The organism is Micromonospora humida, from assembly GCF_016901255.1.
GTDB lineage: Bacteria > Actinomycetota > Actinomycetes > Mycobacteriales > Micromonosporaceae > Micromonospora > Micromonospora wenchangensis.
Genome location: NZ_JAFEUC010000005.1, coordinates 181,602 through 197,204, shown reverse-complemented (window position 1 = coordinate 197,204; position 15,603 = coordinate 181,602). Strand labels below are relative to the sequence as shown.

The following is a 15,603-nucleotide window of genomic DNA, read 5'->3' as shown; positions in this document are numbered from 1 at the left end:
GAAGGTCCGGTGGACTCCTTGGATGGTCTGGCCTGCACCGTCGTCATCCGCAGCAGCGATCCCGTGGTGCGCGACCACCGCATCCACGGCACCCGGATCCTGCCCGGAGTGTCCTTCCTCGACATCATCTTCCGGGTGGTGCGGGCGCGCGGCGTCGACCCGGACGGCGTCGAGCTACGCCGGGTGTTGTTCCGTAACCCGGTCGCCGCCGGCCCGGACTTCGACACGGAACTGACGGTGCTTTTCGCCCGCGGCGACGGTCACTTCCGGGTGTCGGTCACCGGGACGCGTCGCCCCGGTGGGGACAGCGAACCGGTGCTGGACTGTCAGCTGCACCTGGGCATGCCGTTCCCGCGACGGCGGCGGGACCTGCCCGCACTGCGGGCCACGGCGCGGCAGACCGTCGACATGACCGAGCTGTACGCCACGGCCCGCGCCACCGGCATCGAACACGGCGAGTTCATGCGCGCCCTCGGCACCCTGTACGTCGGACCGGACGAACTGCTCGCCGAACTGTCGCTGAGCCCACCGGCCGCCGGCTACGCCGGGTACTTCCACCTGCACCCCGCCGCGCTCGACTCCTCGACACTGCTGCCCACCCGGTTCGCCACCGCCCCGCCGGGTGCCGAGGCGCGCCCGTACGTGCCGATGCTGATCGAATCGGTCCGGGCCCGGGGCCCGCTGGGCGCCCGGACCCTGGTGCACGCCACCCCGCCGCGTCCGGCCGGCCCGGATGGGGACCTCACCACCTGTGACCTGGAGTTCCATGCCGAGGACGGGACCGTTGTGGCATGGTTGCACGGGCTGACGTCCAAGCGGATCCGCGACACGGCGGCCATCACCCGTCTCGACGCGCGCCCTCCGGCCGTACCGGACACCGGGCGGATCGTCCGGGAGCTGATCGAGGCGAGGCTCGGTCGCCCGGACTTCGACGAGACGGCCGGATTCTACGAGCTCGGCATGGACTCCTCGGCGTTGCTGGGCATCGCGGCCGACCTGGAGCAGACGTTCGGTGTCGACTTCTCCCCGACCCTGCTGTTCGAACACAACACGTTCGCTCTGCTGGCCGACCATCTGCGGGGGTTCGCGGCGGTGTCCGCGCCGCCCACGGCACCGGCCGCCGAGATCCCGGTCCCGGCCGAGACGGTGTGGTTCGAGTCGGTCTGGCGTCCGGCTCCGGTGCCGCCCGGACCGCCTCCGGCCCGGGTGGTCACCATCGGGGCGCACACCCGGGCCCGGTGGCCGGACGCGATCGGACCCACCTCCGCCACCGGGGTGGTGTGGCAGCCCGTCGACCCGTCGGACCTCACCGGTGAGGCGGTCGCCCTGACCGAGTTCCTCAGGGCCGCGTCCGACGCCGGACGGGACGCCCTGCGGCTGGTCTGCCACGTCGAGGACGACGCCGCGCCCGTGGCGGCGGTCACCGGCCTGTTCCGGACCCTGCTGCGGGAGAGGCCGGGCACCCGGGCCGCGGTGGTCCGTTCGCCGCACCGGTCCGACGCGCTGGCCGAACTCGCGGCCGGACTGCCCGACGTGGAGGTGCGGTACGTCGACGCCACGCGGCAGGTCCGCGTCGTCCGCACGATGCCGGTGCCGCAGGGCGGCGGCCCGCTGCGCCAGCACGGCGTCTACCTGATCACCGGAGGTCTCGGCGGGGTGGGCCTCGCCCTGGCCCGGCACCTGGCCCGGTCGGTCCGGGCACGGCTCGTGCTCGGCGGACGCACGGGCGCGGACCCGTCCGTGGTCGGCGAGCTGACCGCTCTCGGCGCCGAGGTGCTCACCGTGGTGATGGATGTGACCAGGGCGGATGATGTGCACCGGGCGGTGCGCGCCGCCGTCGACCGCTTCGGTGCCCTGCACGGGGTCGTGCACGCCGCCGGGGTGCTGCGCGACGGGCTCCTGGCGGGCAAACGGGCCGAGGACGTCCGTGCGGTGCTCGCCCCGAAGGTCGACGGCGCGCGTCACGTCGAGGCGGCCACCCGGCACCTCACCCTGGACTTCCTGGTGCTGTGTTCCTCCACCGCCGGCACCTGGGGCAACCCCGGTCAGGCCGACTACGCGTGCGCGAACGCCTTCCTGGACCTGTTCGCCGGCAGCCGCCGCGACATCGTGTCGGTGGGGTGGCCGGCCTGGGCGGAGGGCGGCATGCCGGTCGACGCCGCCGGGCTGCGCCGGATGGGGCTGCGGGCGATGGACACCCCGCTCGCGGTCGACGTGCTGCTACGGGCGGTGGGCAGCGGCCGCTCCCACGTCGTGGTCCTGACCGGGGACGCGGCCCGGATAGCCGCCGCGGTCGCGCCGGACGATGCCACGGCCGACACCCCGGCAGCGGTGACGGCCGGGCCGGCCCCCGACGGCGATGACGCGGCCCCCGACGGCGACGACGCGACCCCCGACGGCGACGACGCGGTGGCCGTCGTGGGGATCAGCGGCCGCTACCCGATGGCCCGCGACCTGGACGAGTTCTGGGTGAACCTGCGCGACGGCCGCGACTGCGTCACGACGGTGCCCGCGGACCGGTGGGACCACTCGGCGATCTACTCCGAGGACCGGCGGACACCCGGCAGGTCGTATGGCAAGTGGGGCGGATTCCTCGATGGCGTCGACGAGTTCGACGCCGGGTTCTTCCACGTCTCGCCGAAGGAGGCGGCCGTGCTCGACCCGCAGGAGCGGCTGTTCCTGCAGGAGTCGTGGCACGCGTTCGAGGAGGCCGGTCATGCGCCGTCGGCCTGGCGCGGCCGGTCCGTGGGCGTGTTCGCCGGTGTGATGTACAACCAGTACCAGCTGTACGGCGTCGACACGGCGCCCGAACCGGTGCCCTCGTCGTTCAGCGCGTCGATCGCCAACCGGGTGTCGTACTTCCTGGACCTGCGCGGCCCCAGCATCGCCCTGGACAGCATGTGCTCGTCCTCGCTCACCACGTTGCACCTGGCCGTCGAAGCCATCCGCCGGGGGGAGTGCGAGGCGGCCCTGGCCGGTGGCGTCAACCTGGCCGTGCACCCGAACAAGTACCTGTTGCTGAGCCAGTCCTCCTTCCTGTCCAGCGACGGGCGTTGCCGCGCCTTCGGCGAGGACGGGGACGGCTACGTGCCCGGCGAAGGGGTGGGCGTGGTGCTGCTGCGCCCGCTGCGGGACGCGGTGCGCGACGGTGACCACGTGCACGCGGTCATCCGGGGGACCGCGGTGAACCACGGCGGCCGTACCGCCGGCTTCTCCGTGCCGAACCCGGCGTCCCAGGCGGCCCTGATCGCCGCCTCGATCCGACACGCCGGGGTGGACCCCGACGACCTGGGCTACCTGGAGGCGCACGGCACCGGCACCAGCCTCGGCGACCCGATCGAGGTGGCCGCGCTGGAGCAGGCGTTCGACCGGATCGGGGCCGGCCGCGGACCATGGCCGCTCGGATCGGTCAAGTCGAACATCGGGCATCTGGAGTCGGCCGCCGGCATCGCGGCGCTCACCAAGGTCGTGCTCCAGTTGCGCCACCGGGAACTGGTGCCCTCGCTGCACGCCGACCCGCCGACCAGCGCGGTGCGGTGGGAGACCTCCCGGTTCCGGGTGCAGCGCGAGCGGGCCCCCTGGCCGGACCGTGCGCACGGCCACCGGGCCGCAGCGATCAGTTCGTTCGGTGCGGGCGGGGCCAACGCGCACGTCGTCCTCGCCGAGTGGCCCGCACCGCCGGCCGTACCGGAACCGGCGGCGCCGCACCTGTTCGTGGTGTCCGCCCGGGACACCGTCCGCCTCGACGAGACCGTCGACCGGCTCGTGGCCCACCTGGAGAACACCGGTGGGGACGTGGCCGCGACGGTGGGCGCGTTGCTGGCCCGGGCCGGTGCGCCGACGGCGCTACCGGACGAGCCGTTCGTCGAGTTGGGACTGGACTTTCCGCGCCTGACCGATCTCGCCCACCGTGTCGAGCAGGTGTTCGGGACCTGCCCGCCGATCGACGGGGAGACCACCGCCGCCGGCCTCACGGCCGCCCTGGCCACGGCGACCGTCGCGGTGGATCCGGGTGCGCTGGCGTACACGTTGTGGGCCGGGCGCGAGCACTTCGACGAGCGGCTCGCCGTCGTGGCCACGACCACCGCCGAACTCGTGGCGGCGCTGCGTACCGGTGACGGCTGTCATCGGGGTCGCCGGCGGGGGGCGGCCGGTACGGCGGCGGGGGACGACCTGGCGGCACTCGCCGCCGCATGGGTCACCGGGGCCGAGATCACCCCGCCGCTGCCCGCCCGCCCACGCCGGCTCTCCCTGCCCGGATACCCGTTCGCCCGGGACCGGCACTGGGTCGCCACCGGCGGCGGTCCGGGCCGGTCCCGGCCCGCCCTGCTGGAGCTGCCCGACCTGGTGGAACTGCCCGACGGCCACGTCCTGCTGGCCAGGGTCTCCCAGGACGATCACGCCTGGCTGGTCGACCACACCGTCGACGGGACCACGCTGGTCCCCGGCACGTTCTTCGTCGACCTGGCCCTGCGGGCCGGCGACCGGCTCGGCCGGCCGGTGGTCGCCGAGTTGGTGCTCGAGACGCCACTCCCGTTCGGCGACACCGACGTGCGGCTCACCGCGGCCCTGCCCGGCGACGACGGGCGGCGCGCCTTCGAGGTACACGCCCGTGCCGTCGGGGAGCCGACCTGGATCCGGCATGCGACAGGCGTGCTCGCCCCCGTCGACACCGGCGCGACCGAGCCGCCACCGCTGCCCGGCGACGCCGAGGAGGTCGACCTCGGCGGCTTCTACGACCGGCTGCCCGGCTACGGTCCCGCCTTCCGGGGCCTGCTGCGCGCCTGGCGGGCCGGCGACGCGGTGTACGCGGACGTCTGCGTGCCCGGCGGCGACGCCGGCCCGTACGCCCTGCACCCGGTCCTGCTCGACGCCGCGCTGCACGCGGTGGCCCTGGGCGGATTCGTCCCCGACGAGCGGGCGTACCTGCCGTTCGCCTGGTCCTCGGTCCGGGTCGCGACGACCGGGGCGGTCACCGCGCGCGCCTGCGTCACCCCGGTCCGGGCGGGCACCGTCGCGGTGCGGCTCACCGACGCCACCGGCGGGCTCCTCGCCTCGGTGGACGCGGTGACCCTGCGGCCGTCCGGGGCCCCGGACAGCCCGCTGTACCGCGTCGACTGGGTGCCCCTCGACGACCTCCCGCCCGCCGGCCCGCCCGGCCGGTGTGCCGTCGTGGGCCCCGACCGCCCCGGCGTCGGCGCGTCGCTCACCGCGGCCGGTGTGACAGTGACCCGCGCCGACACCCTGGCGCAACTGTCCGAGGTCCCCGAGGTGGTGATCGCGCCCGTCGCCGGGGCCGGATCGTCGGCGGACGCCGCGCTCGTGGTGACCCGGGAGGTGCTCGCCCAGGCACGGCACTGGCTCGAACACGACCGGTTCGGTGCCGCGCGGCTGGTCTTCGTCGCCACCGACCCGGACCCGACGACGGCCGCCGCGTGGGGACTGCTGCGTTCGGCGCAGTCGGAGCATCCGGGCCGGTTCACCCTCGTCGAGCTCGACGGGGCGGGTACCCCGGACGCCCTGCTGCGGGCGCTGGCCACGGACGAGCCGCAACTCGCGGTCAGGGACGGTCGGGTACTGACGCCCCGGCTGGTCCGCGTCCCCGTGACCGGGCCGGTGCCACCGCGTGAGCGGGGCACGCTGCTCGTCACCGGCGGCAGCGGTGGCCTGGCCGTCCCCGTGGTACGTCACCTGGTCGCCCGGCACGGGTTCACCGACGTGCTGCTGGTCAGCCGCGGCGGCCTGGTCCCCGCCGGACTCTCCGGCCTGGACGCCCGCGTCGAGGCCGCCGCCTGCGACGTCGGCGACCGCGCGGCGCTGACCGCGCTGCTGGCCGGCCGCACGGTCAGCACGGTGGTGCACGCCGCCGGGGTGCTCGACGACGGCGTGGTGACCGCGCTGGACGCCACCCGACTGGAGAACGTGTGGCGGGCCAAGGCCACCGGCGCCGACCGGCTGACCGAGCTGCTGCCGGACGCCGAGACGGTGTTCTTCTCGTCGGTGGCAGGTGTGCTCGGCGGACCTGGCCAGGGCAACTACGCGGCAGCCAACGCGTACCTCGACGCGCTGGCCCGGCACCGGGTCGCTGAGGGCGGACGGGTGGTCTCGGTCGCCTGGGGCCCCTGGGACCTCGACGACGGCATGACCGCCGACCGGGACCGCCTCGCCCGCGCGGGCCTCGACCGGCTGACGGTCGACGCCGGACTGCACCTGCTGGACACCGCCCTGGCCGGCACGGAACCGGACGTGGTCGCGCTGCGGCTGCACACCCGGGCGTCAGCGGTCGTACCCCCGATGTTGCGTGGCCTGCTGACCGACGCGCCGGCAGGTACGGTCGATCCCGGTCTGCGCGGGCCGGGCCTGGCCGAACTGAGCCCGGCCGTGCGACGGGCCCGCCTCGCCGGCCTGGTCCGCGGTGAGGCCGCCGCCGTGCTCGGGTACGCCGGAGCCGGCGCGGTCGATCCGGAACGCTCCTTCCAGGAACTCGGATTCGACTCGTTGAGCTCGGTGGAGTTCCGCAACCGCCTCGGCGCGGCGCTCGGACTGGCCCTGGAGGCCACCCTCGTCTTCGACCACCCCACCCCCGGTGACCTGGTGGAGCACCTCGCCGGCCGCTTCGGCGACGCCACCGGGGCCGATGAACTGCCGACCCTCTTCGCCGACTTCGACCGCGTCGCCGTCGGCCTGACCGGGGCGGCGGCCACCGACGACGTGTCCCGCACCCGGGTGGTGCAGCGGGTACGGGACCTGCTCACCGCCCTCACCCCTGCCCCCGGCGCCGCCCCGCTGGACGTGTTCGCCGCCGCGACGGACGACGAGGTATTCGCCATGATCGACGCCGAGCTCGGCAGCCCCGTTGCGGGTCAGGAGGACCGATGACCAGCGAGGACAAGCTCCGGGACTACCTGCGCCGCGTCACCGCGGAACTGCAGGTCACCCGCCAGCGGCTGCGCGCGGCGGAGAACAGGTCCGCCGAGCCGGTCGCCATCGTCGGCATGGCCTGCCACTATCCCGGCGGTGTCGACTCACCGGAGGACCTGTGGTCCATGGTCGCCGAGGGCCGCGACGGCATCACCGGGTTCCCCCGCGACCGTGGCTGGGACGTGGACGCCCTCTACCACCCCGACCCCGACCACCCGGGCACCTCCACGGTCCGCGACGGCGGGTTTCTGCACGACGCCGCGGCCTTCGACGCCGCGTACTTCGGGATCTCCCCGAAGGAGGCGGCCTACACCGATCCCCAGCAACGGCTGATCCTGCAGACCTCGTGGGAGGCGGTGGAACGGGCCGGCATCGACCCGGTGACGCTGCGCGACACCCGTACCGGGGTGTACGTCGGGGCCATGCACCACGACTACCACGGCGCCCAGGGCGGCGGCAGCGTCGTGTCGGGGCGGGTCGCCTACCAGCTCGGCCTGCGCGGGCCGGCCGTCACCGTGGACACCGCATGCTCGTCGTCGCTTGTCGCACTGCACCAGGCGGTCCGGGCCCTGCAACGCGGCGAGTGCGACATGGCGCTGGTCGGCGGCGTGACCGTGATGGCCACGCCTGACGCGTTCGTCGAGTTCAGCCGGCAGCGCGGGCTCGCCCCGGACGGGCGGTGCAAGCCGTTCGCGGCGGCGGCCGACGGCACCGCCTGGTCCGAGGGCGTGGGCGTGCTGGTGCTGGAACGGCACTCCGCTGCGAGGGCGGCCCGCCGGTGGATCCACGCGACGATCCGTGGCCTCGCCGTCAACTCGGACGGGGCCAGCAACGGACTGACCGCCCCGAACGGCCCCGCCCAGCGCCGCGTGATCCAGGAAGCCCTGGTCGACGCCGGTCTCACCCCGGCCCAGGTGGCGGTGGTCGAGGCGCACGGCACCGGCACCCCGCTGGGCGACCCGGTCGAGGCGCAGGCGGTGCTCGCCGTCTACGGCCGGGAACGTCCCGTCCCCCTGCGGCTGGGCTCGATCAAGTCCAACCTCGGGCACACCCAGGCTGCGGCCGGCGTCGCCGGGATCATCAAGATGGTCATGGCCATGCGGCACGGGGTGCTGCCGCGCACGCTGCACCTGGACCGGCCCACGCCGTACGTGGACTGGTCGGCCGGTGCCGTCGAGCTGCTGACCGAGCCGGTCGGTTGGCCGGCCGGCGACGAACCGCGCCGCGCGGCCGTCTCGTCCTTCGGTGTCAGCGGCACCAACGCGCACGTCATCCTCGAGGAGCCCCCGGCTGCCGCCCCGGCACCGGTGGCCGATCCCGGTGCGCGATGGCCCTACGCCTGGGCCGTGTCCGGCTGCACCCCGGCGGGTCTGCGCGCCCAGGCCGCGGGACTGGCCGCTCATCTGGGTACCCGACCCGACCTGGACCCGTGGGACGTCGCGTCGTCGCTGGCCACCACGCGGGCGGGGCGAGAACACCGGGCCGTGGTGTGCGGTGCCGACCGCGACGAACTGCTCGCCGGTCTCGCCGCCGTCGCCGCAGGACGGCCGTCGCCGGACGTGGTGGAGGGCGTCACCGGGGCACCCGGTCCGGTGGCGTTCCTCTTCCCCGGTCAGGGATCGCAGTGGCGGCACATGGCGGTGCGACTGTTGGCGGGCAACCCGGTCTTCCGCAGGCAGATCGCCGAGTGCGAGGCCGCTCTCGCGCCGTACGTCGACTTCGACCTGACCGCCGTGCTGCGCGGCGAGCAGGACTACGACCGGGTCGACATCGTGCAGCCGGTGCTGTTCGCGATGATGGTGGCGCTGGCCGAGGTGTGGCGTTCGGTGGGCGTGACACCGGCCGCGGTCGCCGGCCACAGCCAGGGTGAGATCGCCGCCGCATACGTCGCCGGGGCACTGACCCTGCCGGACGCCGCCCGGGTGGTGGCACTGCGCAGCCGGGCACTGACGGAGCTGTCCGGTCTCGGCGGCATGATGTCGGTGGCGTTGTCCGCCGGGCAGATGCGCGAGCGCCTGCGCGCCTGGACCGGGAGGCTGTCGCTGGCCGCGGTCAACGGCACTTCCTCGGTCGTGGTCTCCGGTGACGGTGACGCGCTCGACGAGATGCTCGCCGAGCTGGAGGCCGAGGACGTACGGGCCCGCCTGGTGGATGTGGACTACGCCTCCCACAGCGCGCACGTGGAACGGGTGAGGGACAAGGTCCGCGACGCCCTGGCCCCGGTGACCCCGACCCGACCCGTCGTGCCCTTCTTCTCCAGCGTCGAGGGCCGGTGGATCGACGGCGACGACCTGCTCGACGCCGACTACTGGTACCGCAACCTGCGCGAGCCGGTCCGTTTCGACGAGGCGGTCACCGCCCTCGCCCGCCACGGCTGCACCACCCTGCTGGAGGTCAGCCCGCACCCGGTGGTGTCGACCGGTGCCCAGGAGACGGTGGACGCGCTCGACGCCGACGTCGCCGTCCTGCACACGTTGCGGCGTGACGAGGGCGGACCGGAGCAGATGGTCCGGGCGTTGGCCCAGCTGCACGTGCAGGGCGTCCGGCCGGACTGGTCGGTGGTGTGGCCCGGCACCCGGACGGTCGAGCTGCCCACCACCGCGTTCGTGACCGAGCGGTACTGGCTGCCGGCCGGCGGCGCAGACCCGGGCGCGCTCGGCCTGGACGCCGTCGAGCATCCCGTCCTGCGGGCCGCCGTGTCCGGTGCCGACCGGATCGTGCTCACCGGCCGGCTGTCGGTTGCCACCCATCCGTGGCTGGCCGACCACACCGTCCAGGGCCGTGTCGTGCTCCCCGGCGCGGCCGTGGTGGACATGGTGTCCCGGGCCGGCGACGAGGCCGGTTGCCCGGTGATCGCGCAACTGACCCTGCTCGTTCCCGTCGTGGTGCCCGAGGACGCCGAGGTCCGGCTACGGATCGAGACCGGCGAACCCGGTGCGGACGGCGCACGGGAGCTGACCGTGCACGGTCGGGTCGGCACCGGCGGCTGGACGCTGCACGCCACCGCCGTGCTCACCGCGGGCGGTGACCTGCCGCCGCCGACGGCGACGGCCTGGCCCCCGGCGGACGCCGAGCAGCTCGACGTGGAGCACCTCTACGACCGGTTGGCCAGTGCCGGGCTCCGGTACGGGCCGCTGTTCCGGGGCGTCCGGGCGCTGTGGCGCGACCACGCGCACCTGTACGCCGAGGTCGCCCTGCCCGGCGTCGAGCCGGGTGGATTCGGCATCCATCCCGCCCTGCTGGACGCCTGCCTGCACCCGGTGGCGCTCGGGGACTTCGGGACCGGGACGCAGGATGGGCCCGCGCTGCCGTTCGAGTGGACCGGGATCCGGGTGCACGCGACAGGTGCCGACACCGTCCGGGCCACCCTCACGGGCACCGGGGACGGTGCCGTGCGTATCGAGCTGACCGACCCGTCGGGGACACCCGTCGCGTCGGTACGGTCCCTGCTGCTCAGCCCGCTCCCGGACGGCGCGCTCGGCCGGCCCGATCACGGCGACCTGTTGCTTCCGCAGTGGACACCCCGCCCGCTGCCGGACGGATCCGCCGTCGGGTACACGGTCCGTGATCCCGCCCTGGCGCGGCTGCTGCGCGTGACGCCGAGTGACGAGGCTGCCCGGTTCGTGCTCGTGCCTGCCCCGACCGGCCCACCCGCCGCAGCCGCCGAGCGGGCTCTCGCCGTGGTGCAGGAGTGGCTCGCCGACGAGCGCGGGGCCACCTCCACCCTCGTCATGGTCACCCGGCGGGTGCTCGACGATCCCGGCGAGGCCGCGGCGGCGGCGCTGGTGCGCTGCGCGCAGCTGGAGCATCCGGACCGCCTGGCGGTGCTCGATCTCGCCGACGGCGACGACGCCACCATCGCGGCGGTGCCGGCCGCGCTGGCTGCGGACGAGCCGCACCTGGGCCTCGCCGCCGGCGCCGCGCGGGAGTTACGACTGGTCCGGGTGTCACCGACGGGTGAACCCCCAGGTGACCTCGGCACCGTCCTGGTGACCGGTGCCTCGGGCACGCTCGGCGGCATCGTCGCCCGGCACCTGGTGCACGAGCGCGGCGTCCGCGACCTGGTGCTGGCGAGCCGACGCGGCCCCCAGGCGCCGCAGGCGGCCGCTCTCGCCGCGGAGCTGAGCGCGGGCGGTGCCCGGGTCGCGGTGGTCGCCTGCGACGTCGCGGACCGGGCGGAGCTGACAGCACTGCTCGGCACGACCGCCGTCACCACGGTGGTGCATGCCGCCGGTCTGCTTGACGACGGCCTGGTGACGGACCTGACGCCGGAACGGCTCGCCCGGGTGCTACGTCCGAAGGTCGACGCGGCCTGGCTCCTGCACGAACTGCTTCCGCAGGCCCGGCTGATCCTGTTCTCCTCCGCGGTGGGCGTGTTCGGCGGGCTCGGCCAGGCCAACTACGGTGCGGCCAACGCCGCCCTGGACGCGCTGGCCCGGGTCCGCCGGGCCGCCGGGCTTCCCGGCGTCTCGGTGGCCTGGGGCATGTGGGCCGACGAGAGTGCGATGACCGGCCAGGCCGACATGTCGCGGTTCCGTCGCTCGGGGTTCCTGCCGCTGCCCCGCGAAGCCGCGCTGGCGGCGTTGGACGCCGCCCTCACCGCCGCCGTGCCGGTGCTCGTTGCGGTCCGACTCGACCTGCCCGCACTGCGGGCCACCGGCGACGCCGTACCGCCGGTGCTGCGGGACCTCGCCGGGGTGCCGGTGCGGCGGCTGGCCGCACGTGGCGGTGCCGTCGCCTCCGAGCTGGTGGGCCGACTCGCCGGCAGGCCCCCGGCCGACCGGCACCGGATGCTGCTCGACCTCGTGCTCGCGCACGCCGCTGCCGTGCTGGGGCACGCCTCCCCCGACGCGATCGACCCGGACGGGGCGTTCAAGGCGGTGGGATTGGGCTCGCTCAGCGCGGTCCAACTGCGCAACCGGCTCGCCGGCGCGACCGGGCTGCGGCTGCCCGCCACGCTCGCGTTCGACCATCCCAACCCGGCCGCGCTGGCCCGGCACCTCGACGAACGCCTGGCCGGCGCGGATCAACCGGCCACCGTCGGGACCGTCGCCGCTACCGGGACCGGGACCGGGGACGATCCGGTGGTGCTGGTCGGCGTCGGCTGCCGGCTGCCCGGCGGCGTCCGTGGCCCGGAGGACCTGTGGGACCTGCTGGTCACCGGACGGGATGCGATCGTGCCGTTCCCCGACGATCGCGGCTGGCCGCTCACCGACCTGCACGACCCGGACCCGGACGCGCCAGGCACCTCGTACGCCCGGTCGGGTGGTTTCCTGCCGGGTGTCGGCGAGTTCGACGCCGCCTTCTTCGGGGTGTCGCCACGGGAGGCCGTGGCGATGGATCCCCAGCAGCGGCTGCTGTTGGAGACCGTCTGGGAGACCTGCGAGGACGCCGGCATCGACCCGGGCGTCCTGCGCGGCAGCCGGACCGGTGTGTTCATGGGCGCCATGTACCAGGACTACGGACGGTTGCTGGAGGGCGGCTCCGCTGAGGGGTTCCTCGCCCCGGGCGTCGGTGGGGGCGTGCTGTCCGGACGGATCGCGTACACCTTCGGGTTGGAGGGCCCGGCGGTCACCGTGGACACCGCCTGCTCGTCGTCGCTGGTGGCGTTGCACCTGGCCGCGCAGGCGATCCGGGCGGGGGAGTGCGACCTCGCGTTCGCCGGCGGGGTGACCGTGCTGGCCACGCCCGCGGTGTTCGTGGAGTTCAGCCGCCAGCGCGGACTCGCCGCGGACGGCCGGTGCAAGCCGTTCGCCGCGGCCGCCGACGGGACCGGCCTGGGCGAGGGCGTCGGTGTGGTCCTGGTCGAGCGGCTGTCGCGGGCCCGCGAGCAGGGCCACCGGGTGCTGGCGGTGCTGCGCGGCAGCGCGGTCAACTCCGACGGGGCGAGCAACGGGCTCACCGCGCCGAACGGGCCGGCCCAGGAGCGGGTGATCCGGGCGGCGCTGAACGCCGCCGGGCTGCGCCCGTGCGACGTCGGCGCGGTGGAGGCGCACGGCACGGGCACGGCACTCGGCGATCCGATCGAGGCGCAGGCGGTGCTCGCGGTGTACGGCGCCGAGCGCCCCCGGCCGCTGTGGCTCGGCTCGATCAAGTCCAACCTCGGACACACCCAGGCGGCAGCCGGCGTGGCCGGGGTGATCAAGGCGGTGTTGGCGCTGCGGCACGGCCTGCTGCCGCGCAGCCTGCACGTCGACGAGCCGTCCCGGCACGTGGACTGGTCCGCCGGGAACGTGGCGCTGCTGACGGCGGCGCAGCCCTGGCCGCGTCACGAGGTGCCGCGACGCATGGGCGTGTCGTCGTTCGGCATCAGCGGCACCAACACTCACGTGGTGATCGAGGAGGCACCGCCGGAGCCGGAACCGGACCGGGAACGGCCGGTCCTCGACGGGGTACCGTGGCTGCTGTCGGCGCGGTCCGAGGGTGCGCTGCGGGAACAGGCGGCCCGGCTGGCGGCTGCCACCGCCACGGATCCGGCGTCGGTGGCGTACTCACTGGCCACCACCCGTGCCACCCACCGGCACCGGGCGATGGTCACCGGCGGGGACGAGACGCAGCTGCGGGCCGGGCTGGCCGTGCTCGCCTCGGGGCGGACCGGCCGGGGCGTGCTGCGGGCCACCGCCACGCGGCAGCGGCTGGTCCTGGTGTTCACCGGCCAGGGCAGCCAACTGCGGGGGATGGGCCGCGGGCTGTACGAGACGTTCCCCGAGTACGCCCGCGCCTTCGACGAGGTGAGCGCACACTTCACGCTGGACACACCGCTGCCCGAGGTGGTGTTCGGCGACGGTGACCTGATCGACCGCACGGAGTACACGCAGCCCGCCCTGTTCGCCCTCCAGGTGGCCCAGTTCCGCCTCGTCACCTCGTGGGGGCTGCGACCCGACCTGCTGATCGGCCACTCGATCGGTGAACTGTCCGCGGCGTACGTGGCGGGCATGCTCGCGCTCGGTGACGCCGCCACGCTGGTCACGGCCCGGGGGCGGGTCCTGGCCGGCCTGCCGGCCGGCGGCGCGATGGTGTCCGTCCGCGCCGCCGAGGCGCAGGTCCTGCCGCTGCTGGCCGGCTACGGGGACCGGGTGTCGATCGCCGCGGTCAACGGCCCGGACGCGGTCGTGCTCTCCGGGGACGAGGACGCGGTGCTGGAGGTCGCCGGGACGCTGTCCGACCGTGGACACCGCCACCGGCGTCTCCGGGTCGCGGTCGCGTTCCACTCGGCCCGGGTGGAACCGGCGCTCGCCGGGTTCCGGGCGGTCGCCGAGACACTCGGATTCCAGCAGCCCCGGATTCCGATCGTCTCCACGGTACGGACCGAGGAGAAGCTGATCTCGCCGGCCTACTGGGTGGACCAGCTTCGCGGCGCCGTGCGCTTCGTCGACGCGGTGCACGAGGCGCAGCGGGCGGGTGGCACCGCGTTTCTGGAACTGGGACCGGACACGGTCCTGGCTCCGGCCGTCCACGCCTGTCTGCCGGAGGCGACGGTGTCCTCGGTCGCGCTGGCCCGACGGGACCGGACAGCGGTCCACGCCGCCCTCGCGGCCGTCGGCACCCTCCACACGCAGGGCCTCCACGTCGACTGGCCGGCCGTGTACGCGGGCCGTGAGCCCCGGCGCTGCCCGCTGCCGCGGTACCCGTTCCAGGCGCGCCGGTTCTGGCCCGAGCCGATGCCGACGTCCGTCCCGGTCACCGTGCGCCGACCCGGCGCGGATGCCCTCTGGGCTGCGCTCGGGTCCGGGGATCCGCAGGCCGCCCTCGGCATGCTGGGCCTGCGTGGCGACGAGACACCGCAGCAGGTTCTCGCGGCCGTGGCCCGGTTGCGGCCCGCTGCGGTCCGGCGGCCGCTGCGGTGGCGGCTGGTGCCGGACGTCGCACCACCGGTGCTGGACGGGACCGTCGCACTGGTGCCACCGCCCGGCGGTGACCCGGACCTGACCGATGCCCTCGCCGGCGCGCTGGCCCGACACGGCGCCCGGGTGACGGTCGACCTCACCGGGCGGCCGGATCTGGTGATCGCCCTGCCCGGCGCCGAGCCGGTCGTGGTGCCCGGGGTGCCGTCGTGGGCGCTCACCCGGGACGCCTCGCTCCCGGTCGCCGACCATGTCGTCGACCTTCCACCGGAGGTGGACGCCCTGGCCCGGGGCCGGCTGTGCGCGGTCATCGCGCAGCGGTACCCCGTGGCCCGGATCCGGCCTGAGGGGGTGTTCGTCGGCGAGTACGCCGACGACGAACCGACCGGGCCGGCGGTCGCGGTGGAGCCGTCCGTCGCCTGCGTGCCGTCCGGCTCCGCACCGGCCGCCGTCACACCGGAGGACCCCGCTCCGTCCGGCGAGCTGCGGGCGGCGCTGACGCGGTTGCCCCGTGACCGGTGGAACGCCGAGGTCCTGGCGGGGGTGCGGAAACTGACGGCGGCCGTACTCGGGCACGACTCCGCCTCCGAGATCGACGCCGGTGACGAGTTCTTCGACCTGGGGCTGTCGTCGGTCACCGCACTGGAACTGCGCGACCACCTGGCCGCGTTGACCGGTCTGGAATGGGCGGCGGACGTGCTCTACGAATGCCACACCCCGCAGGTGCTCGCCGATGTGGTGGTCGCTCGACTGAGTGAGGACAAATAGCCGCTGGTTGATACCAAAATCAACTTTTCCAGCGTGGTCCAAGGGATCCTCGCCTGCTTAAACGCGCCCA

General features: G+C 74.9%; 1 protein-coding gene and 1 pseudogene. Both read left to right on the top strand.

Annotated features, from left to right (window positions below):
• The first annotated feature begins 9 nt into the window (after nucleotides 1–9).
• The gene (locus tag JQX11_RS12660; protein WP_204925167.1) at nucleotides 10–6,879 is read left to right on the top strand and encodes an SDR family NAD(P)-dependent oxidoreductase; all 6,870 of its coding nucleotides are present in this window, start codon (nucleotides 10–12) and stop codon (nucleotides 6,877–6,879) included.
• 8 nt (nucleotides 6,880–6,887) lie between these two features.
• Nucleotides 6,888–15,533, top strand: a pseudogene (locus JQX11_RS32350) (SDR family NAD(P)-dependent oxidoreductase); the annotation flags it as partial.
• Between the last annotated feature and the right edge of the window lie 70 nt (nucleotides 15,534–15,603).